16 protein-coding genes are annotated in these 21,314 nt (G+C 63.7%); 10 read left to right on the top strand and 6 right to left on the bottom strand.

The window, feature by feature from the left end; all coding sequences use genetic code 11:
* Window positions 1–7: 7 nt before the first annotated feature.
* From mmuM to QRN04_RS07795, 5 genes are all read left to right on the top strand, one after another.
* Complete coding sequence (gene mmuM, locus QRN04_RS07815; RefSeq protein ID WP_284975449.1) at window positions 8–961, top strand: homocysteine S-methyltransferase; 954 nt, start codon at window positions 8–10, stop codon at window positions 959–961.
* Between the two features lie 204 nt (window positions 962–1,165).
* Entirely contained in the window at window positions 1,166–2,317 is a 1,152-nt protein-coding gene (locus tag QRN04_RS07810; RefSeq protein WP_284975448.1) for an ABC transporter substrate-binding protein, read from the top strand.
* Window positions 2,318–2,354: 37 nt separating this feature from the next.
* Window positions 2,355–3,086 carry an ABC transporter ATP-binding protein gene (locus tag QRN04_RS07805; RefSeq protein ID WP_284975447.1) on the top strand — a complete coding sequence of 244 codons (732 nt, stop codon included), beginning with the start codon at window positions 2,355–2,357 and terminating at the stop codon, window positions 3,084–3,086.
* Window positions 3,076–4,020 carry an ABC transporter permease gene (locus tag QRN04_RS07800; protein WP_284975446.1) on the top strand — a complete coding sequence of 315 codons (945 nt, stop codon included), beginning with the start codon at window positions 3,076–3,078 and terminating at the stop codon, window positions 4,018–4,020. The genes QRN04_RS07805 and QRN04_RS07800 overlap by 11 nt, the downstream gene beginning before the upstream one ends.
* Window positions 4,021–4,061: 41 nt before the next feature.
* Window positions 4,062–5,108 (top strand): LLM class flavin-dependent oxidoreductase, encoded by a 1,047-nt coding sequence (locus QRN04_RS07795; RefSeq protein ID WP_284975445.1) that lies wholly within the window; start codon window positions 4,062–4,064, stop codon window positions 5,106–5,108.
* 48 nt (window positions 5,109–5,156) lie between these two features.
* Here the strand turns inward: QRN04_RS07795 and QRN04_RS07790 are convergent, their stop codons facing one another.
* The 3 genes from QRN04_RS07790 to QRN04_RS07780 form a co-directional block, all read right to left on the bottom strand.
* Window positions 5,157–5,906: a hypothetical protein gene (locus QRN04_RS07790; RefSeq protein ID WP_284975444.1), complete on the bottom strand. Its 750-nt coding sequence runs from the start codon at window positions 5,904–5,906 to the stop codon at window positions 5,157–5,159.
* Window positions 5,907–6,020: 114 nt separating this feature from the next.
* Window positions 6,021–8,855 (bottom strand): aminotransferase class I/II-fold pyridoxal phosphate-dependent enzyme, encoded by a 2,835-nt coding sequence (locus tag QRN04_RS07785; protein ID WP_284975443.1) that lies wholly within the window; start codon window positions 8,853–8,855, stop codon window positions 6,021–6,023.
* A 34-nt stretch (window positions 8,856–8,889) separates the two neighbouring features.
* Window positions 8,890–10,383: an amino acid permease gene (locus tag QRN04_RS07780; RefSeq protein ID WP_502868769.1), complete on the bottom strand. Its 1,494-nt coding sequence runs from the start codon at window positions 10,381–10,383 to the stop codon at window positions 8,890–8,892.
* A 371-nt stretch (window positions 10,384–10,754) separates the two neighbouring features.
* Here QRN04_RS07780 and QRN04_RS07775 point away from each other — a divergent pair, with 371 nt between their 5' ends.
* From QRN04_RS07775 to QRN04_RS07760, 4 genes are all read left to right on the top strand, one after another.
* Window positions 10,755–12,371, top strand: coding sequence for a PucR family transcriptional regulator (locus tag QRN04_RS07775; RefSeq protein ID WP_284975442.1), 1,617 nt, complete (start codon window positions 10,755–10,757; stop codon window positions 12,369–12,371).
* Window positions 12,372–12,375: 4 nt separating this feature from the next.
* On the top strand, window positions 12,376–13,287 hold the full coding sequence (locus tag QRN04_RS07770) for a glutaminase (RefSeq protein WP_284975441.1): 912 nt from the start codon (window positions 12,376–12,378) through the stop codon (window positions 13,285–13,287).
* A 105-nt stretch (window positions 13,288–13,392) separates the two neighbouring features.
* Window positions 13,393–14,664 (top strand): uroporphyrinogen-III C-methyltransferase, encoded by a 1,272-nt coding sequence (cobA, locus tag QRN04_RS07765; protein ID WP_284975440.1) that lies wholly within the window; start codon window positions 13,393–13,395, stop codon window positions 14,662–14,664.
* A 20-nt stretch (window positions 14,665–14,684) separates the two neighbouring features.
* The gene (locus QRN04_RS07760) at window positions 14,685–16,151 is read left to right on the top strand and encodes an FAD-dependent oxidoreductase (protein WP_284975439.1); all 1,467 of its coding nucleotides are present in this window, start codon (window positions 14,685–14,687) and stop codon (window positions 16,149–16,151) included.
* Between the two features lie 99 nt (window positions 16,152–16,250).
* Here the strand turns inward: QRN04_RS07760 and QRN04_RS07755 are convergent, their stop codons facing one another.
* The 3 genes from QRN04_RS07755 to QRN04_RS07745 form a co-directional block, all read right to left on the bottom strand.
* Entirely contained in the window at window positions 16,251–16,937 is a 687-nt protein-coding gene (locus tag QRN04_RS07755) for a FadR/GntR family transcriptional regulator (protein ID WP_284975438.1), read from the bottom strand.
* Window positions 16,934–18,205 carry an MFS transporter gene (locus QRN04_RS07750; protein ID WP_284975437.1) on the bottom strand — a complete coding sequence of 424 codons (1,272 nt, stop codon included), beginning with the start codon at window positions 18,203–18,205 and terminating at the stop codon, window positions 16,934–16,936. Before QRN04_RS07750 ends, QRN04_RS07755 begins: the two co-directional genes overlap by 4 nt.
* A 77-nt stretch (window positions 18,206–18,282) precedes the next feature.
* Window positions 18,283–19,725, bottom strand: coding sequence for a PucR family transcriptional regulator (locus QRN04_RS07745; protein ID WP_284975436.1), 1,443 nt, complete (start codon window positions 19,723–19,725; stop codon window positions 18,283–18,285).
* A gap of 144 nt (window positions 19,726–19,869) precedes the next feature.
* On the opposite strand from QRN04_RS07745, the gene QRN04_RS07740 reads away from it, so the two are divergent.
* Window positions 19,870–21,300: a gamma-aminobutyraldehyde dehydrogenase gene (locus QRN04_RS07740; protein ID WP_284975435.1), complete on the top strand. Its 1,431-nt coding sequence runs from the start codon at window positions 19,870–19,872 to the stop codon at window positions 21,298–21,300.
* Window positions 21,301–21,314 lie beyond the last annotated feature (14 nt).

Here is a 21,314-nt window from a genome sequence, read left to right as displayed (position 1 = left end):
AGCGCACATGCCACAGAACACAATCCTCAGCACTCTCCTGTCAGCCGGGACCGACCTGGTCCTGGACGGTGCCTTGGCCACCGAGCTCGAAGCCCATGGCTGCGACCTGGAGGACGCGCTGTGGTCAGCGAAGGTCCTCCTGGAACAGCCCGATCTCATCAAACAGGTCCATCGGGACTATTTCGACGCCGGTGCTTCCGTTGCGATTACAGCCAGTTACCAGGCCACGCCGCAGGGTTTTGCGCGGCGTGGGCTCGCCGAGGCTGAAGCCCTGGATTTGGTGGCGCTGAGTGTACGGCTGGCCGATGAAGCACGGCAGGAGTACCTCGCCGTTCACCAAACGCGGCGTCCGTTGCTGGTGGCCGGTTCCGTAGGCCCCTATGGCGCCTATCTGGCTGATGGTTCTGAGTACCGCGGCGACTACACCCTTTCGCCTGCCGAGTTCCGCGACTTCCATCGCCCACGCATTGCCGCGCTGGTAGGGGCTGGTACCGATTTCCTGGCTTGCGAGACGCTTCCCTCGTTCGCCGAAACGGAGGCGTTGCTGTCCCTCGTGGCGGAGTTCGACGTCGAATCCTGGTTCACGTTTACGCTGCGGGATGGTGGCCATATCAGTGATGGAACACCGTTGGCGGAGGTGGCAGCGCTGCTGCGCGCGGAACCGCGCGTGGCCGCCGTCGGGGTTAACTGCGTGCCGCTGAAGCTCGTGACCGCGGCTTTGGGCACTTTGCAGGAAGCCACCGATGCACCCCTGATGGCGTACCCGAACTCGGGGGAGACGTACGACGCCGCGACCAAGACATGGGGCCCCTCGGCTGGTGTCCAAGGCAACGGAACTTTGGCAGGAAACGCCGCCGACTGGCTGGACCGTGGTGCCCGGCTCATCGGGGGCTGCTGCCGCACCACACCGCGCGACATTGCCGCCCTCGCTGCCACTATGACCTCAGGTGACCGTGCGTGAACGCAGATGGAAGCCCCTGGATGTGATTATGACGCCAAGTGACCCTGCGTGAACCTTGGTTTCTGCGGGATTGAAGCGGAAATATGACAGTCCCTACTGTGAAGGCATGACTTCTCCGGACTGGTCCTTGCTTGCCCTCGACGGGCGATGTCGCGAGGCCTGAACCTCGCCCACAGCATTTCTCCATCTTCCTTAGGACCCCTCATGTCGAACACCCCCGATCCCCAAAAACCCGGGTCAGGTACCACCCGCATCGTCGCCGGTGAGACCACACCCAAGGCCAAGCGCCGCCGCACCATCGAAATCGTGATCGCACTGGGCGTTGTGCTGCTGATCGGTGCAGGCGCCGCAGTTGCCTCCGCCGTCTCCCAGAACAACCAGGCCACCCCGAGCGCCGCCACTTCACCGGCTGCCGAACTCCGGCTCGGCTACTTCAGCAACGTCACCCATGCTCCGGCCTTGGTTGGCATCAGCAAGGGCATCATTGCCAAGGACCTCGGCAGCACCAAGCTCACCACGCAGGTCTTCAACGCCGGCCCGGCCGCGGTGGAAGCGCTGAACGCCGGCGCTATCGACGCGACCTACATCGGCCCTAACCCGGCCATCAACTCCTTCGTCAAGAGCAACGGCCAGTCCATCAGCATCATCGCCGGCGCAGCCTCCGGCGGAGCCCAACTGGTGGTCAAACCCGGGATCAACTCGGCCGCCGACCTCAAGGGCAAGGTCCTGGCATCGCCGCAACTCGGCGGCACCCAGGACGTGGCCCTTCGAGCTTGGCTCGGCCACCAGGGCTACAAAACCAACCCGGACGGCAGCGGCGATGTGACCATCAACCCCACCGACAACGCCCAGACGCTGAAGTTGTTCCAAGACGGAAAGCTCGACGGCGCATGGCTGCCGGAACCCTGGGCCTCCCGCCTGGTCCTCGAAGCCGGGGCGAAGGTCCTGGTGGACGAAAAGGATCTGTGGGACAAGGGCGAATTCACCACCACCATCCTGATCGTGAACAAGAAGTTCGCCGCTGAACACCCCGAAACTGTGAAAGCACTCCTGAAGGGCCACGTTGAGTCAGTGAACTGGCTGAACACGGCTTCTGCCAGCGAGAAAGCCACCACCATCAACGCAGTCCTTAAGGACACAGCGGGTAAGCCGCTCGCGGCCAACGTGATTGACCGGGCCTTGAAGAACATCACGTTTACCACGGACCCCCTCGCCGCAACGTACAAGAAATTGCTGCAGGACGGCGTCGATACGGGCACCACCAAAGCCGCTGACATCAACGGGATTTTCGATCTCCGCGCCTTGAACGAGGTACAGGGCAAAAAGACCTCCGCTGCGGGACTCGGCCAAGACTAAGCACCACGCTCCACCAATCACCACGAAGGACGGGACCATGCCAGTCGTACTCGAGAACCTGGGCAAGCGCTTCGGCGACGGCGCCCCGGTGCTGGACGACGTCAACGCCACCATCGAGCAGGGCGAGTTCGTGGCCCTGCTCGGTGCGTCCGGCTGCGGCAAGTCCACCCTGCTGAACATCATGGCGGGACTGGAACGGCCGACGTCGGGCGCCCTTGAGGTGCCCAGCGACGGCGCGGCTTTCATGTTCCAGGACGCGTCCTTGTTCCCGTGGTTGACCGCCCGCGGCAACATCGAACTGGCGTTGCAACTAGCGGACAAGTCCAGCACCAAAGCGAGCCGGCGGCTGCGGGCAACCGAACTGCTGGAACTGGTGCACCTCGGTGGCGCCGGAGAGAAGCGGCCCCATGAACTCTCCGGAGGCATGCGGCAGCGCGTTGCCCTGGCGCGCTCCTTGGCCCAGGACAGGCAGTTGTTGCTGATGGACGAGCCGTTTGCGGCGCTCGACGCGATCACCCGCGACCTCCTGCACGACGAGCTGGAGCGCATCTGGAAGGAAACCGGACGGACCATCGTGTTCGTGACACACAACGTGCGTGAAGCCGTCCGGTTGGGCCAACGGGTGTTACTTCTGTCCTCCCGACCGGGCCGGGTGGTGGCCGAATGGAACGTCACCGAAGAGCACCGCACGGATGCCGGTCGTGCGGGGGAGCTCACCGGGACCATTACCCGCCGCCTTCGCGAGGAGATCCGCCGCCATGCCAAGTAAGACCACAACCACCGACGAGCGGACCGTTCCCGTGACCGAACCCACTGAGCGCATCACCTCCCCGTCCTTGAAGGGCAATACGTCCGAGTTACGCGATCTTGAAGCGGGCCTGGACAACCTGCAATCAGACGCGGGCCGCAAGCACGGGATCGAGTGGAAGCGCATTCTGCTTCCCGTCGCTGCCCTGGTGGTGCTCATCCTTGTGTGGCAGTTCTACGTTTCACTTGGCTTGAAGCGACGCGATCAGGTTCCCGGTCCCCTCGATGTGCTCAGCCAATTGTCGGCGCTGTGGGGCGAGGGGAAAGTCCAGGAAACAGTGTGGACCTCCCTGCAGCGCGGCCTGATCGGATTCCTCATCTCCGTGGTGGTTGCGACGCCGGTAGGGCTTTTGCTGGCTCAGGTGGCCCCGCTTCGACGGGCCTTTGGTCCTTTGATCTCAGGGTTGCAGGTCCTTCCGTCCGTTGCGTGGGTTCCTGCAGCGATCATTTGGTTCGGCCTGACCGACGCCACGGTGTACTTCGTGGTGCTCATGGGCGCCATCCCGTCCATCATCAACGGGCTGATCTCCGGCGTCGACCAAATCCCGCCGCAATATCGGAGCGTCGGCAAAGTCTTGGGCGCCAACCGGTTCCAGATGGCCCTTCAGATCGTTCTTCCGGCAGCATTGCCTGGCTACATCGGCGGCCTGAAGCAGGGGTGGGCCTTCTCATGGCGGTCACTGATGGCCGCGGAGATCATCGCGGTGGGCGGTACCATCGGTTTCGGCCTGGGGTCCCTCCTTGACCAAGGACGTTCCCTGTCCGATATGGGGGTGGTCATGGCCGCTATCTTGCTGATCCTCGCCGTGGGAATCCTGATCGAACTCATCGTCTTCGGGCCGATAGAGAAGCGCCTCCTCCAGCGTCGAGGGTTGTTGGCTGGCAGCAGCCGCTAGTTCTGAGGAATTCTGCGGACGCGCAAAGAGTTGTCCCCAGCATGCACAAGAAACGGATAGGCTTCCTCTCCTTCGGACACTGGGCCCGGGTCCCCGGCTCGTTGGTACCCACAGCGGGTGAGGCCCTAAAACAGGCCATCGAGCTAGCCGTGGCTGCTGAGGAACTGGGCATCGACGGGGCGTTCTTCCGTGTGCATCACTTCGCACGGCAGCAGGCGTCACCGTTTCCGCTGCTGAGCGCGATCGCAGCACGAACCAGCCGGATCGAGATGGGTACTGGCGTGATCGACATGCGCTACGAGAACCCGCTCTACATGGCGGAAGAAGCAGCGGCCACGGACCTCATCAGTGACGGCCGCCTCCAGCTCGGGGTGAGCCGTGGTTCACCCGAGCCGGCACTCAACGGTGCAAGCAACTTTGGCTACGTCCCGGCCGACGGCGAGGATGCAGGTGACATGGCCCGCCGCCACACCACGTTGTTCCGGAAGGCCATAGCCGGCCATGGCGTCGCCCAGGCCGATCCGCACTACGCGGGCGGTGCAACCGGTTTGTTGCCGATCCAGCCGCAATCGCCAGGACTCCCACAGCGGATCTGGTGGGGTGCAGGGACACGCAAGACGGCGGTCTGGGCAGCGGAGCAGGGGATGAACCTCATGAGTTCCACCCTTCTCACGGAGGACACGGGCATTCCCTTCGATGAGCTGCAGGCCGAGCAGATCCACATGTTCCGTGAGGCGTGGGCCGCGGCGGGACATGGCTTCGAGCCCAGGGTCTCGGTCAGCCGCAGCGTGATCCCGATTGTGGACGAGATCGACAACCACTACTTCGGTCTCCGCGCCCAGGCCGATAGCCAGGACCAGGTGGGAATTCTCGACGGCGCGTTGTCCCGTTTCGGGAAGAGCTACATCGGCGACCCCGAAACCCTGGCTGAGGAGTTCGCCCAAGACGCAGCAGTTCAGGCAGCGGATACGGTGCTCTTGACGATCCCTAACCAGCTTGGCGTGGATTACAACGCCAAGCTGCTGGGCAACGTGGCCAAGCACATCGCACCAGCCATCGGTTGGAAGGCCGGACACCCGGTCGGCTAGAACCTGCCGTCCGGGTTGCCCGGCCTTGCCGTCAGCGGTTGTTTCTGTTTATGAGGCCGACGCTGCGTCGGCCTTCTTGCCGAGGGCCTGGGCGGCTTTCTGGATCTTGGCACCGTAACCGCCGTTCAGCGCGGTGTCCTTGATTTTGTTGGCCTGGGCATCCAAGTCAGCCGGTGCGGCGGCCTTGAGGGTGTTCAGGTCAGCTTGCAGGTTGGCCGGGAGCTTGGCGAACAGCTTCGGGTGGCTGATCACCTGATCGGCGACCTTCTGGAGTCCCGCGCCGGGGTTGGCCGACGTGAACGCTGAGCGCAGCTCCGACCGCAGGCCCGCACCTTCCGTCTTGCCTTCGGTCTTGGTCTTCTGTGCAGTTTCGGCCCGCGTCTGAATCTCTGCACCGTATCCGCCGGACAGGGCGGTGGTCTTGATCTTGTAGGCGGCAGCTACGCGGTCAGCGGGGGCGGCGTCCTTGAGCGCCTTCAGGTCAGCCTGCAAGGCGGCGGGGAGCTTGGCGAATACCTGCTGATGGTTCACCAGTGCTGTTGCTGCCTTGGCGGCACGGTCACCGGCCGCCTGAGGGCTATTCGCCGTGATTTCCAGGAAGGCGCCAAGGCCGTGCAGGCCTGCGTGGGTGCCTGCCTTGGCTCCTGTGGACGGAGCGGCCGTCGATGTCGCCGACGGGGAGGGGGTCGTGGGGGTTGCTGAGGCGGCACTGACGCCCACGCTGGCGATGGCGCCGGCGGCCAGGACGGCTGCTGCTCCTACGCCTAGGCGGGTCTTCAATGAGAGGTTTGTCGGCATTTCTACCTGTTTCCTTCCGCTTTCGAATCTTACGGGCCGGGGCTTTGTATCCGGCCTGCAGCCACTGTACGAGCCGAGGCTGGATGCTAACTGAAAGAACCCTCCTGCCGAACGTTACGAGGCAGCCGTCACCAGCCCCGCGTCGACACCCTCAGCGTCGACACCCTCAGCGCCAACACCCTCACTGCCAACACCCTCACTGCCAACACCCTTACTGCCAGCACCCTCAGCGCCCTTGGTCCCCGAAACGTGGTCAGCGAACACCCGGTACCCGCGGTCATGATCAAAGCCGTGAATTTCCCGTGTGTCCAAGGCGGCCATGAACTCCAAGGTCTGCCGTGTGATGACCTGGCCCGGGACAAGGATAGGGAAGCCCGGCGGGTAGGGAGTGACAAAACCTGCGGAGACCACCTCTTGCCCGGCAGCGACTGCAGCCGCTACTTCCTCAGCTGAGAAGTAGAGGGTGGAATCCGGCTTATAGCTTTCGAAGTAAGCGGCCCGGATGTCTCCGTCCTCGCAGGCGTCGGCTGTGCGGAAGCGCTCAGCGAAGGTGCTGAAGTCCGGCAACGGTGGCGTCTGTCCCACCCCGAGCGCCCCTCGGCGGTTTGGGTGTGTTGAGCCTGGGCGTACGGTGCCTTGCGAGTCCTCGAAGCCCTCCGCAAGCTTGACCAGCACCTCGATCAGGTAGGCCACGGAACTGCGCGATGTACCGATGTTGGTCATGAATAGCACGGTGTTCCGGGACGTCTTATTCACCTGGATCCCGTGATCGTCCATCAGGTAGCTGTGGCGGAACGTGTCGCCGTCGATCCCTGTCCTGCTGATGTCCAGCGTGAGGCGGCTGGGGTCAATGACGAATTCGTCGCGCTGCCATGCGTCCTGGAGCTCGGCCAGGCCTTCCCTCAACGGCATGGTTGAGCTGGTCTCCCGGTACCGGTCCTCAATAAGGTCCCGGGACGAGAGGACCCGGAAGTACTTCCGAAGCAGGGGATGGCGGGCCACGGCCTGCGCTACCGAGACGGCGAGGTCGGACTGTTTCTGGACCAGGCCGTAACCTTCCAGCTCCACTTGGCGGCGTCCGATGTCCAGCGACGCCAGGATTTGGTAGTTCGGCGACGTGGACGTGTGGGTCATGTACGCCTCGCGGAAAGACTCACTGTTGGCCGAGGCAAAGTCCTGGTCGAACACGTGGATCATGGAGCCTTGGCGCAGCGAGGTCAACGTCTTGTGGGTGGACTGGGTGGCATACACCCGGACCCGTGCGACGGCGGGGTCCGGCACCAGCCGTTCCCGGATCCATGCCTCGTCGTCAACGGGTTCGCCGGTGACCGGATCATGCAGTGCCTTGGCCTGTGCTGCGTGCCGGGCGGCGTAGGCGGGATCGGCGAACGACGCCGTCAGGCTCGCGGCCGCCGCCATGGCTGTACGACGGCGGTACACGGGATGGGAGCGCGCGAAGGCGAACCACGCCTCGTCCCAGAGAAAAACGAGGTCCGGTTTGATGGCGAGGCATTCCTCCATGACCCGTTCGGCGTCGTAAACCACTCCGTCGAAGGTGCAGTTGGTCAGCGTGACCATCTTGACCTCGTGAAGGCGCCCGGCACGGCGGTACTCCAACAATCGCCGCTTCAGGCTTGCCAACGGGACAGCCCCGTAAAATGCGTACTTGTCCAAAGGGTAAGCATCCAGGTACGAGACGCGGGCACCGGCAAGCACGAAAGCGTAGTGGTGGGATTTGTGGCAGTTGCGGTCCACCAGCACCACATCCCCGGGGGCCAGCATTGATTGGTGGACGATCTTGTTGGCCGTGGACGTGCCGTTGGTGACGAAGTACGTTCGCTGGGCACCAAATGCCCTGGCCGCGAGATCCTGTGCACGTTTGATGGATCCGTGGGGGTCAAGCAAGGAGTCCAGCCCGCCGGAAGTGGCAGACGTTTCGGCCAGCAAGAGATTCGTCCCATAGAAGTCGGCCATGTCCCGGATCCAGGGAGAGTTACCAACGGACGCGCCGCGGGAAATCGGGAGCGCGTGGAAGACGCTTGCGGGCCTGCGGCTGTATTCCTGGAGGGCGGTGAAGAAGGGTGTCTCGTATCGCTCAGCAACGCCGGACAGGAGGGAAAGGTGCAGGTCCAAGTGGTCCTGCCTGCGGAAAATCCGTCGGAACCCCTTGGTCAAGGAACCTGCCAAGGACTCGATCGACACACCCGCAACCAGGTAGACATCCAATTCCGGTCGGATTCCCGAGACAGCCTCGGCCAAACCAAGAATGCGCCGCAGTGGCCGGGCGGACTCCAAGCCTTGGCCCGCGTGCCGGGCCAGGAATTTCCGGAGGTCCCGTCCCAAAGGTTGGGTGCTCCGGTACGAAAAGCCCGGGCGCAGGATGACAGCCTGGATATCCGGGTTGAGGAGGACCGCAACCAAAGCATCCTCGTAACTGGGCACCACGTTGATCGCATACGTGAAGGCGTCCGAGGGCCGGGCCTGGGCGGCCATGTCGGCTTTGAGAGCTTCGGCCTCGGAGTGGTCCAGGGTGTCTACCACCAGCACCTCGAAGCGGGGACGCTCCGGGAAGTTGGCCGCGGGACCGGCCACACCATCATCGTCCAAAGCCTCGACGACGGCGACGGCGCCGGACTCGGTTGCGGCCGCGAGGGGAAGGTTGGACAAACCCGACAGAAGGTCGAGCGCGGAGCGGGGGTCGCCGTCGTCGACGAAGTGGCGCAACTGTGCCACTACCGCTACCCCCGGCTGCGCCCAATACGGTTCCACGGCCTCAAGAAGGGCGAAGGCACGGCCGATCTGTGAGCCGAGGTCCGGGTCCGACGAATCGCTGTGACGGCCCGACGCCAATTGCTTAATGGCGTATCCCAGGAACTCCCAGGCGTCGGCGCGTGAACGCCAGGCCCGGCTGGGCGTGCCAATGGTGGGGGACGGGGAGTGGTTGCTCATGTGTAGTTTTTTCTCTTTCAAACTGACGGAACGGCTATGAGGTCAGGCCACTGCGGATACGGCCCCGGTAGGCGTACCAACCGGCCACCAGCAGCGGCACAAGGACCAGCAGCGAGGCCAGCACCCAACGGCCGGTTTCGGAAAAGCCCATGGTGACCAGCACGAAGGCCAGGAATCCGAGGGTCAGGTATGACGTGAACGGGGCGCCAAAGAGCCGGAACGCGGGCCTGGTGGCTTTGCCGATCTTGACCCAGGACTGCAGTTTGATGTGGCACAACATGATGGTGGCCCAGCCGCCGATGATGCCCACAGCCGAGATCTCAAGCACGATTTCGAAGACCTGTGAGGGAACTATGGCGTTCAGGCCCACGCCCACCAAAGTGATTGCCGCGGTCAGGAGGATTCCACCGTAAGGGACTCCGGACGCGCTGATCCTGGCGGTGAAGCGGGGAGCCGAGCCATTGAGCGCCATGGAGCGCAGAATCCGGCCCGTTGAGTAGAGCCCTGCGTTGAGGCTGGAGAGCGCGGCGGTCAAGACCACGAAATTCATCACCGACGCCGAGACGGCCCCGGCCTGCGGGTCACCGAGGTGGGAGAAGAAGGTCACGAACGGTGATTCGCCTGCCTTGTACATCGTGAAAGGCAGCAAAAGGGACAGCAACAAAACCGAGCCAACGTAGAAGATGCCGATCCGAAGCACCACGGTGTTGACGGCCTTGGGCATGACCTTGTGGGGGTTGGCTGTTTCGCCCGCGGCAGTGCCCACGAGCTCAACCGCGGCGTAAGCGAACACGACGCCGCTGATCGCCAGGAGCGGTGCCACGGCTCCGGTGGGGAACACTCCGCCGTTATCAGCGATGATGTTCAGCCCCGGAATGCCGACGTCGGTCCTGCCGCCAAAGACGATAAAGCAGACGCCCACCACCAGGAACGCCACCAATGCGCCCACCTTGATGAGGGCGAACCAAAATTCCATCTCGCCGAAGATTTTGACCGAAACGAGGTTCAGGGACAGCACCACCACCAAGGCAACGAGCGCCACGAGCCACTGCGGCACATCGTTGAGGGGCGCCCAAAAGTGGCCCCAGAACTTCACATACAGCGCGACGGCGGTGACGTCCACAATGGAGGTCATGGCCCAGTTCAGGAAGTACAACCAACCGGCCGTGTACGCCATCTTTTCGCCGTAGAACTCACGGGCGTACGAAACGAAAGAGCCCGACGTCGGGCGGTACAGCACCAGTTCGCCCAAGGCCCTCAGGATCAGGAAAGCGAAAAACCCGCAGACCGCGTAGGCCAGGACAAGGGCGGGTCCTGAAGCGTGGAGCCGCCCGCCTGCGCCCATGAAAAGGCCGGTTCCAATAGCGCCTCCGATGGCGATCATCTGGATTTGCCGGGGCTTGAGCGTCTTCCGGTAGCCGACTTCCTCCAAGGAAAAATCGTGCGCGGCGGAGGGTTTAGTGGCGGTGGCCAACGCGCCGTGAAGGCTCGGCGAGGCTTTCTCTGTTGAAGCTGGACTGGGTATCACTGGGGGTCTCCTTTGACTCCGGCGCCACCGGTCAGGTGGCTCAATACTCCGCAACGCGTGGCCGGACTGAAAGGACGCGGGCACCATGGCTTGGGCGCGTCCCAGGGCAGTCTTCGTGGCGTTTGGGGACAGTCACCAACTCTAGGGCGAGACGGTCCTCGGGAAACTGGCTGGCGAACCAAATTCACGGCCCGGCTCTTGTGCTGGGAGGACAACACTGCTGAGCTGAAGTGCCGGTAATGTTGCTGGCTGTGCGCGTTCATGCGCATGCACCGGCAGGTATTTTTCAATGGCGAAAAATGCCCCGGGCCGGTGAAAAAGCGGTGAAGTCAATGCGACGAACTTAATAAGGAGAGGAAGCGTCAGCTTCGTTGAAAGCCCTGGAACCTGACGACGACGATGTCGTCACCCTGCTAAGCGATGTACTGGAAGACCTGGGAGTGGACAACGCCAGGCTGTTGCTGGCGCCCAACCCCGACAACGGGATCGTCCGCGATGCGATCATCGTGGACGCGGAAGATGAAGACGGGGTTCAGCCCGAAACCTTGGTGATGCTCATAGGCGCCCGCGGTCGGGCGGCGTTGCCTGCTATCCGCCGGATCATGGCACACCGGCCCGCGGCCATTGCCGTCAAAGGCAACGAACGCGAACTGGAAGCCACGGCCCAGTTGCTGGAACCAGCTGGTATCGGACTCATCGCGGTGGCTCCGGGCCTGCGCTGGGACGACTTCAAGCGCATCGTCATGGACCGAATCCACGAGAACGATGTGCCGGGGGACAGCCCCACGTCGGTCCACCGGGACCTGTTCGCGATTGCGCAGACCACCGCCACCCTGACCAACGGGCACGTGGTGATCGAGGACCCAGGCAACCAAGTGCTGGCCTATTCGCCCGCCTCCAATGATGTGGACGAGTTGCGCCGCCTCTCCATCCTGGCCAGGCGCGGGCCGGAGCGGTACCAGAAGCTGCTCAAGGAATCCGGGGTCTACAAACACCTTCAAGCCACCGAAGCGCCCGTCCATGTTGAAGCCAACCCGGACGCAGGACTCCGGGAACGGGTAGCCATCGGTATCCATGCCGGTAGCCGTGTCATGGGCTACATCTGGTTGCAGGAGGGCGCCGAGCCCCTCGCTGCGAACACGGACAGACTGATGGTCGGCGCCGCCCGCCATGCCGCCGTCGAACTGGTACGGCACCGCAACGAGCAGTCCCAGTCGATGCGCGAGGACCGCGTGTCCAGCCTGCTCAGCGGCACCGCACAGGTCCATTCCCAAGCCCAGTCCGCAGGCATCGACCCATCAAAACCGGCGGCACTGGTGCTGATCTCCGCAGGAGGCCTGGACCAGAGCGCTGCAGGGCTTCAACTTCGCAGGGGCGAGCTCTCCAACCTCGCCTCCATCCATGCGGCCGGATACCGTCCAGGCGCAGTGGTGGGAGCTTTGGGCCTTGAGACGGCCATCATCCTCCCGGACCTGGACCCCGCAAAGTCGCTGCCTGCCATCAACCGGCTGGTCAACACGATTGTCCGTGATGCCACCACCCACCTGCACTTCCACGTCCAGGCAGCCGTTGGCCCGATTGTTCCCCGCTTGGATGCATTGTCCGCCACGCTGGACCACGTCCGGAATGTCCTCAAGGTGCTGGAGGCCACGCCGTCGATCAGGGTTGCGTCCTACAGCGACGTTGAAACCACGGTGCTGACCAATGAGCTCCTGGAGTTGCTCGGGTCACGGACAACCCTCCGGCATGAAGGGATCACCAAGCTCTGCAGCCTCTACCCGGAGTTCGCGTTGACGCTGCTGACCTACCTGGAGTTTTTTGGCGACGTCAACCGGTGTGCCGAGGAGCTGGCCATCCACCGCAACACCGTCCACTACAGGCTCCGCCGCGCCTGCGAAGTGGCTGGGTTGGATCTGCAGTCCGCGGACCAACGACTACTCGCCCACCTCCAGATCAGGCTCTGGACCTACGCAGGCACAAAGGGCTGACACCATGGACATTCAAAACCTCCTCGATGACATTGTGGGGGCCGTGCAGCCGCATGTCGGCCAAGGAAACGTGGCCGACTACATCCCGCAACTGGCCGCGGTTGATCCCCACCAGTTCGGCATTTCCGTAGCCACCCGGGACGGTGAAGTTTTCTCCGCGGGGGATGCCCACGTGGAGTTCTCCATCCAGAGCATCTCCAAGGTCTTCGCGCTCGCCTTGGTCTTGGCGTTCGACGGCGACGGCATCTGGAAGCGCGTCTTCCGGGAACCGTCCGGTAATCCGTTCAATTCCTTGATCCAGCTGGAGAGCGAAAACGGCATTCCGCGGAACCCCTTCATCAACGCTGGCGCCATCGTGGTTTCGGACAGGCTCCTGAGCGTCACCGGGAGCGCTGCGATGGCTGTTCGGGACCTCCTGCGGCGGGAGACCGGAAACGCCACGCTTGAAGCGGACCAGCGGGTGGCAGGCTCCGAACTGGCCAACAGCCACCGCAATGCCTCGCTGGCACACTTCCTGGCCAGTTGCGGCAATTTGGAAAACCCGGTGGACCTCGTCCTCGAGTCCTACGTCAACCAGTGTGCTTTGGCGATGACCTGCGAAGACCTGGCGCTCGCAACCCGGTTCCTGGCAGCCAACGGCGTCGGCGCTGAAGGCACTCGGCTGCTGTCGCCGGCGCAGACCAAACGGATCAACGCCGTGATGCTTACCTGCGGAACCTATGACGCCGCAGGGGAGTTCGCGTACCGGGTGGGACTTCCGGGCAAGAGTGGCGTGGGCGGTGGGATCGTGGCAGTAGTCCCCAACAAGTGCGCCATCAGTGTGTGGAGTCCAGGGCTGGGGAGGTCCGGCAACTCGGTGGCCGGCGTTGCGGCTTTGGACGAGTTCACTACCCGCACGGGCTGGTCGGTGTTTTAGGCCCTGTGTTTTAGGCCCGCACTCTATGTGACGCAGCATTACCCAGCGTTACCGGGTGTTTCCGGGCCTTTGAAGCATGTTACGGGGCCACCCTACAGTTTTTTCATGGCAATACAGGACATTTACCCCACGGCGCTGCGGCTTCTCGGCCGGCCGGTGCTGGTGGTTGGCGGCGGTCCCGTCGCGGAGCGGCGGGCCAAAGGACTGCTCGACGCCGGTGCAGTAGTCACCGTGGTCGCTCCGGTTGCCACCGATAACCTTCGCGGGCTCGCCGACGCCGGCCTGCTCACCTGGGAGCCCCGCGAGTACCGCACGGAGGACCTCGACGGCGTCTGGTTCGTCCAGACCGCCACCGGCACTTCCGCCGTGGACACCCAAGTGGCCGCCGACGCCGAGGCCCAGCGGCTGTGGTGCGTCAACGCCTCCGACCATGAAGCCTCAGCGGCCTGGACGCCCGCCGTTGCCGTCGTCGACGATGTCAAAATCGCCATCAACGCCGGCGGGGATCCGCGCCGCGCCATGGCCCTCCGCAACGCCGTGGCAACGGCCCTCGAAACGGGGGACCTGCCGCTGAGGCGCCACCGCACGCCGGACGCTTCCGGAACCACAGGATCCGTCGCACTCGTCGGCGGGGGTCCGGGCGACTCCGGGCTCATCACGGTCCGCGGCCGGCGCTTGCTGGGCCAGGCCGACGTCGTGGTTGCCGATCGTCTTGGCCCGCGGGAGTTGCTCAATGAACTAGCCCCTGACGTCCGCGTCATTGAGGTGGGCAAAACTCCTGGACACCACCCCGTGCCTCAACTGGAGATCAACCGCATCCTCGTGGATGAAGCCTTGCAGGGCAAACGGGTGGTCCGCCTCAAAGGCGGGGACCCGTATGTCTTGGGGCGCGGCGGGGAGGAAGCGGAGTTTTGCCGCCAGAACGGCGTCGAGGTTGAAGTTGTGCCCGGCGTGACATCGGCAATCTCGGTTCCCGCGGCCGCCGGCATTCCAGTGACGCACCGCGGCCTGGCCAAAGGCTTCAGCGTGGTGACCGGCCATGAGGAGCTGTCCGAAGTCCCCGCCCGGCCCGATCACACTGTGGTGTTGCTCATGGGGGTGGCCCAATTACGTGATTCTGCGGCTTCCTTGGCTGGCTCGGGTCTGCCTTTGGACACTCCAGTAGGTATCGTTGAGAACGGGTATTTGCCGAATCAGCGCGTCACTATCGGTACGCTGGGGAGCATCGCGGATCAGGCCGAAGCCATCGGTGTGGCCAATCCAGCGGTCATCGTGATCGGCGACGTCGTCCGTGTCAGCCCCTTTGCGCCGCAGCATTTCAAGACCGCTGATTACAGCACCATCACCCCTAATCGTCCCCGCGTCCGCACCAACTGAACAGAAGAAGGAACACAGCCGTGTCAATTAGCACTCCCGTAGGTTCTGCGGACCGTCCGCTTCGCGTCGCCGTCATCGGCTCCGGCCCGGCCGGTGTGTACGCCGCGGACATCCTGACCAAGAGCGAGGCCGTCAAGAGCGGCGAACTCAATGTCAGCATCGACCTTTTTGACCGCTACCCTGCACCTTATGGCCTCATCCGCTACGGCGTGGCACCGGACCACCCCCGCATCAAGGGCATCGTGAACGCGCTGCACAAGGTCCTGGACCGCGGCGACATCCGCTTCTTCGGCAACGTTGACTACGGCACGGACATCTCCATCGAGGACCTCCGCAAGCACTACGACGCCGTCATCTTCGCCACCGGCGCGATTAAGGACGCGGACCTGAACATCCCGGGCATCGAGCTTGAGGGTTCCTTCGGCGGCGCGGACTTTGTTTCCTGGTACGACGGGCACCCTGATGTCTCCCGCGAATGGCCCTTGGATGCCAAGGAAATCGCGGTCCTTGGTAACGGCAACGTGGCGCTGGACGTAGCCCGCGTCCTTTCCAAGCACGCGGACGATCTCTTGGTCACCGAAATCCCTGATAACGTCTACGCCGGCCTGAAGAACTCCCCGGTCACCGACGTTCACGTCTTTGGCCGCCGCGGCCCGGCCCAGGTCAAGTTCACTCCTTTGGAACTGCGCGAACTCTCGCACTCCAAGGATGTTGACATCATTCTGTACGCGGAAGACTTCGAATTCGACGAAGAGTCGGACCGCCAGATCCAGACCAACAACCAGACCAAGACCATGGTTGGCACGCTCACCAACTGGATCGCCGAGCAGCCAGAGGACCTCTCCGAGCTCACGGCTTCCCGCCGCCTGCACCTGCACTTCCTGCACAGCCCGGTTGAAATTGTCGATTCCCCTGAGACCCCGGGGAAGGTGGCAGGCATCAAGTTTGAGCGCACTGAGCTGGACGGAACCGGCAATGCACGGGGCACCGGCGAGTTCATCGACTACCCCGTCCAGGCCGTGTACCGCGCCATCGGCTACTTCGGCTCGGCCCTGCCGGACGTGGAGTTCGACCACAAGAAGGGCGTTGTTACCAACGACGGCGGCCGCATCCTCGACGCCGACGGGAACCACGTCCCCGGGCTCTACGCCACTGGGTGGATCAAGCGTGGTCCGGTGGGCCTCATCGGGCACACCAAGGGCGATGCCCTCGAAACAGTCATGTACCTCCTCGAGGACCGGGAGAACCTTCCGGCAGCGGAAGTTCCCGCGGCAGACGCCGTCGTGGATCTTCTTGACGCGCGCGGCGTCAAGTTCACCAGCTGGGAAGGCTGGCTTGCACTCGACGCCCACGAACTCGCACTCGGCGCAGCGGCCACGGAGGCTGGCGGATCCCACGGTGTTGAGGTTAAGCGGGAACGCATCAAGGTTGTGCCGCGCGAGGACATGGTCACCATCTCCCGTGACGGAGTAGCCGCGGAGGTCTAAATCCCTGCCTGACTTCCGCTGTAACCGTTGCCCGACCACACATCAGGGGTCGGGCATCGGCGTTAAAGCGGTCCGTACGTGCCACGGCGCTGCGAACGGTTAGAGAACGTTGTGTCCTTGGTCCGCGCTGTAGTCCAGGTTCTTATAGACGCTGCGGACGGCGGCCTCGGGGTCACGGGCTGCCAGAGCCTCAATCAGCTCGTCATGTCCCGCCCGGGGGAGGCCGTTGAAACCGTCTTCGCGCTGGCTGCGCAGCAGGTCGTTGTGGAAGACCCCGCCAAATGATGCGTACAGCTGATGCAGCAGGGGGTTCCCGGAGGCGGAAGCAACCCGTTCGTGGAAATCCCAGTCGGCCCGCGCCCACGCCGGGTAGTCTCCCTTTTCCCACGCATCGCGCCGGAGGGCCAGGAACCTGCGCATCTCAGCCAGGTCCTCTGCGGTGGCATGCTTGGTGGCAAGCCGCGCGGCTTGGGTGTCCAGGCCGAGGCGCACTTCCACCACGTGTTCTTGCGTGTGCTCTGCGTACATCCGTTGGGCTGCCCCGGACATTTCGCTGTTGGACCGGACATACGTGCCATCTCCGCGCCGAACCTCGAGCATCCCGGAGTGGGCCAGGGCCTTTATGGCCTCCCGGAGGGTTCCGCGCGACACACCCAGGGTTGCCATCAACTCGGGCTCCGCCGGGATCCGCTCCTGGAGCGGCCACTGACCTGTTGTGATCATGTCCCGGAGTTTGGCGGTGATCTCCTCGGCCAGCGCCGGCCGATGTGAAGGTGTCAGGGTCATGCTGTCCTCGGTCCCGTTTTGGTGGCAGTGCGCTTGCTCGTGAGCAGGTGGCCGGTAACCATGAGCGCCACAGCAACGATGGAAAGCAACGCCAGGGGCAAGACCCAACTGCCAGTGGCACTGTGGAGCAAGCCCATGCCGAACGGGCCAATTGCGGCGATCAAGTACCCCACGGATTGGGCGACGGTGGAGAGCGCGGTGGTTTCCGCCGTCGACCGGCCGCTGCGGCTGATGATCACCAGGACCAGGGGGAAGATGCCCAGACCGAAACCAAAGAGTACCGCCGGAACGACGGCCAAGGACGTAGGCAGCCAGATCGTGGCACCGATGGCCATAAGCGTGGCGCTGCTCGCGAGGTAGAGCGTGGGCCGAAGCATGCCGCGCCGGGAACCGAGCGCGAGGAGGATCATGCCGGCGGCCACGGAGACCAACTGCATAATGCCGAACTGCAGCCCGCTGTCGGAGGCGCTGAGACCTTCGGAGGTCAGAATGTAGGCGAACCAGCTCATGACGGCGTAGGCAAGGAACGCTTGCAGGGTGAAGATGGCAGTGATCAGCAGGCCGAGGCGTGTTCGCAGCAGCGGCCACATGGAAACGCGTGCGGCGTCGGCCTTGCTCGCGTGGCGGTGCGAGTGTAGGACAACGGGGAAGAAACCCAGGAGCGCAGCGACGCCGAGGACACCCCATGCAGCCAAGCCCAGGGACGGCGTACCGAGTTGTTGCGCGAGTGGAACGCTGACAGCCGCGGCGAACGTTGCGCCCCCGGACATGGCGAACGTGTAGAGCCCTGTCATCATGGAGGTTCGCTCCGCGTAGTGCTCCCGGATGAAGGACGGCATGGCGACGTTGCACACAGCCAGCCCGGACATTCCGAGCACGGTGCCGCCCAACAAAGCGCCCGTTGCCGGGACGCCGCGCACCAGCAGGCCGCCGGCCAGCAACACCAGGGCAATAAAGATCGCCTTTTCGACTCCAACGCGGCGGGTCAACCATGCTGTTCCCATCCCGGCCACCGCAAAGCAGAGCAACGGAATGGACGGCAAGATCGATGCCACCAGCGCCCCGTAGCCCAGGTTCTGCTGCAAGTCGTGGAACAAGGCCGCCGCGCTGGTGATGCCTGCACGGAGGTTCAGGCCGATCAACACCACGGCAATGATGCCCACAACGACGACGACGCGCGGCTTGGGTGCCACGCCCTGCTTGCCGCCCGAAGCGGGAGTCAGGGAGGGGCTTTCGGTGTTGGGGGTACGGGGAGTCGACACAGCCATAGCTAAAGGTTAGACGTTTGACGTCTAATGTTCGTGATTTTGTGGCGGATCTCTCGCTGTTCCCCGCAGCCCTAGGGCTACCGCGGCTGCCGTGAACCCAGTCTCTGCACCGCCAGAGCGAGCCAGAGTTGCACCCGATCCTGGGTCTGGGAGGGATCGTAACCGGTCAGCTCCGTGATCTGCGCCAGGCGGTATCTCACCGTGTTGCGGTGCAGTGTTAACGCATCGGCGACGGCGGCGACCGAACCGTTGTTGTTGAGGTAGCTTTCCAGCGTGGTCACCAGTTCCGCACCGTGGGCGGCGTCGAATTTTCGTAGCGGAGTGAGCGACTCGCTCGCCATGTCGGCCAGCGGAACGTCCTCGCTGGCCAGCAACAACGAGGTCAGGCTCAGCCGTTCCGGTTCGTTGACCGGCAAGCCGTGCGCCACGGCGTCGCGCGCTTCAAAGTAGCTCCAGCGCAAGCCGTTGGGCTTGGTGTACGCCCCGCCGATGCCGATGACCGCATGTATTCCGGCCTCTTGAAGGTGATCGCTGAGCCCCTTGGCCAAGGCAGTCGCGGAGCTTCCGTCGTCCGGGATAACCGTCACCAAATCCTTTCCGACGACGGCGCTGACGCCCGCGTCCAGCGCTTGGGGGAGGGAGATGCTGACTAGTTGTTTGGTGTGCGCGGAAGACTCAGCGACCAGTACCACGTTCTTTCGGGTGCTGTTGATTCCCACCCCCGCCAAGCGCCGGGCAGCTTCAATCGTCTCCAGGGTGCCATGAATGACGTCGTCCAAAACCTGGCCGGCCATGGCGCGCTGGGCCTGGCGTTGCTTGACCATGTTGTTCAGCTCCACGCTGATGAGGTTTTGCGCATAACTGACAATGCCGGAGTCCACGAAGGGCTGGCGCAACCAGAGCGTGCAGGCGTCCCTCCGACCGGTGGGGATGGGGTAGGAAGCCCAGCCGTCCGCCGTCGGAGCCGGCTTGCCCGCCACGCTGTTGTAGAGCTGAGCGCTGAACTGGGTGAGCACAACATCGGTCCGCAACATGCTTCCGAGCTGCTTGAGGAGTTCGTTGAGGCCACCGCCGGTCAGAAGCGAGCGGGCCAGGATCTGGTGCCCGGCGAGGAGCCGCTCCAGGTTGGAGTAGTGATCGGCTGAATGGGATTCGGCCACCAGCTTGCCGATGGCAATGAACGGTGTCTCGTACGGCACCTCCACCAAGGGCAGGCCCCAACGGTTTGCCTCCGCGATGAGGGCGTCAGGGACGGACTCGTGCGTCAAGCCAATGCCGAAGCCGATGCCGACGGCCCCCGCGCGTTGGGCCTGCCGGACGAACCGACGCTGATCGGCAGCACTCTTGAGGCGCAACCCGGTGGTGAGGACCAATTCCCCACCGCTCAGGAAGCGTTGCGGATCTTCCAACTCAGTCACTGCAACCCAGCTGATGTCCTGGTCCCAAGTGGTCTCCGCGCTCCCTGCTCGGCGGAGTTTCAGGGACGGGACAGCGACGAGCGAAGCGAGGGACATGGCCATGGTGAAAGGATAACCCGGCGTTGGTCAAGCGCACTAAGGCGAACCCGGGGGAGTGTGCAGCTGACTATTCCTTGGACCCCTCGCCTGGCATAGGCTCTGATCAGTTAAATCCAGTCTCCAGGCTCCGAAAGAGGGTTGCACACCGTGGTTCAAACCTTGCAAAACTTCATCAACGGCGAATTTGTCACGCCGACGGGCACGAATCTCATGGACATCGTGAACCCGGCCACCGGGGAAACCGTTGCCAAGTCGCCCATTTCGGTGCAGGCCGACGTCGACGCTGCCATGTCCGCGGCCAAGGAAGCCTTCAAGACGTGGAAGAAAGTGACCCCCGGGCAGCGCCAGCTGATGCTCCTTAAGCTCGCCGACGCCGTCGAGGCCAACAGCGAGGAACTGGTCGAAGCCCAGCACCGCAACACCGGCCAGGTCCGCTCCCTCATCGCATCCGAGGAAGTTGCTGCCGGTGCTGACCAGCTCCGCTTCTTCGCCGGTGCCGCGCGCATCATGGAAGGCAAGTCGGCCGGCGAATACTTCGAGGGCCACACCTCCTACGTGCGCCGCGAACCGATCGGCGTGGTGGCACAGGTTGCACCCTGGAACTACCCGTTCCTCATGGCCATCTGGAAGATCGGCCCTGCTTTGGCCGCCGGGAACACCGTGGTCCTGAAGCCCTCCGACACCACTCCCGAATCCACGTTGGTGCTGGCCCGCCTCGCCGGTGAGATCTTCCCCGCCGGTGTCCTGAACGTTGTCCTCGGTACGGGTGAAACCGGTGCCATGATGGTGGACCACAAAGTCCCCGGCCTGGTATCCATCACCGGGTCCGTCCGCGCAGGCATCGCCGTCGCTACTGGTGCTGCCAAGGGCCTCAAGCGTGCTCACCTTGAATTGGGTGGCAAGGCGCCGGCCATCGTGTTCAAGGATGCCGACATCAAGAAGAGCGCGGCAGCCATCGCCGAGTTTGCCTTCTTCAACGCCGGCCAGGACTGCACCGCCATCACCCGCGTGCTGATCCAGGACGAGATCCACGATGACATGGTGGCGGCCATGGTGGAGCACACCAAGACCCTCCAGACCGGCTCGCAGAATGACGAAGACAACTACTTCGGCCCGCTCAACAACATCAACCACTTCAACGCGGTGACGTCCGTAGTGGAGAACCTTCCGGAAAACTGCAAGATCGAGACCGGCGGACACCGCGCGGGCGAGAAGGGCTTCTTCTTCGAGCCCACTATCGTCTCCGGCGCCAAGCAGACCGATGACATCGTCCAGATGGAAACCTTTGGCCCGGTCATCACCGTCCAGAAGTTCAGCACCGAGGCCGAAGCGCTGGAGATGGCCAACGACGTCGAGTACGCCCTTGCGTCCAGCGTGTGGACAACCGACCACGGCACCGCCATGCGCATGAGCCGCGATCTGGACTTCGGTGCGGTCTGGATCAACACCCACATCCTGCTGACGGCTGAGATGCCGCACGGCGGCTTCAAACAGTCCGGCTACGGCAAGGACCTCTCCATGTACGGCGTTGAGGACTACACGCGCATCAAGCACGTGATGTCTGCGCTCGATGCATAACGCGATTGCATAAC

The organism is Arthrobacter sp. efr-133-TYG-104 (genome assembly GCF_030208915.1).
GTDB lineage: Bacteria > Actinomycetota > Actinomycetes > Actinomycetales > Micrococcaceae > Arthrobacter.
The sequence above is the reverse complement of the archived record's forward strand: the minus strand, read 5'-3'. Positions and strand labels throughout refer to the sequence as shown.

Bases quoted from the DNA above. Each gene is read 5' to 3' on its own strand.
- cobA (WP_284975440.1), top strand. From the start codon at position 13,393: ATGGCAATACAGGACATTTACCCCACGGCGCTGCGGCTTCTCGGCCGG.
- QRN04_RS07755 (WP_284975438.1), bottom strand. From the start codon at position 16,937: ATGACCCTGACACCTTCACATCGGCCGGCGCTGGCCGAGGAGATCACC.
- QRN04_RS07785 (WP_284975443.1), bottom strand. From the start codon at position 8,855: ATGAGCAACCACTCCCCGTCCCCCACCATTGGCACGCCCAGCCGGGCC.
- QRN04_RS07745 (WP_284975436.1), bottom strand. From the start codon at position 19,725: ATGGCCATGTCCCTCGCTTCGCTCGTCGCTGTCCCGTCCCTGAAACTC.
- QRN04_RS07750 (WP_284975437.1), bottom strand. From the start codon at position 18,205: ATGGCTGTGTCGACTCCCCGTACCCCCAACACCGAAAGCCCCTCCCTG.
- QRN04_RS07810 (WP_284975448.1), top strand. From the start codon at position 1,166: ATGTCGAACACCCCCGATCCCCAAAAACCCGGGTCAGGTACCACCCGC.
- QRN04_RS07800 (WP_284975446.1), top strand. From the start codon at position 3,076: ATGCCAAGTAAGACCACAACCACCGACGAGCGGACCGTTCCCGTGACC.
- mmuM (WP_284975449.1), top strand. From the start codon at position 8: ATGCCACAGAACACAATCCTCAGCACTCTCCTGTCAGCCGGGACCGAC.
- QRN04_RS07795 (WP_284975445.1), top strand. From the start codon at position 4,062: ATGCACAAGAAACGGATAGGCTTCCTCTCCTTCGGACACTGGGCCCGG.
- QRN04_RS07790 (WP_284975444.1), bottom strand. From the start codon at position 5,906: ATGCCGACAAACCTCTCATTGAAGACCCGCCTAGGCGTAGGAGCAGCA.
- QRN04_RS07770 (WP_284975441.1), top strand. From the start codon at position 12,376: ATGGACATTCAAAACCTCCTCGATGACATTGTGGGGGCCGTGCAGCCG.
- QRN04_RS07805 (WP_284975447.1), top strand. From the start codon at position 2,355: ATGCCAGTCGTACTCGAGAACCTGGGCAAGCGCTTCGGCGACGGCGCC.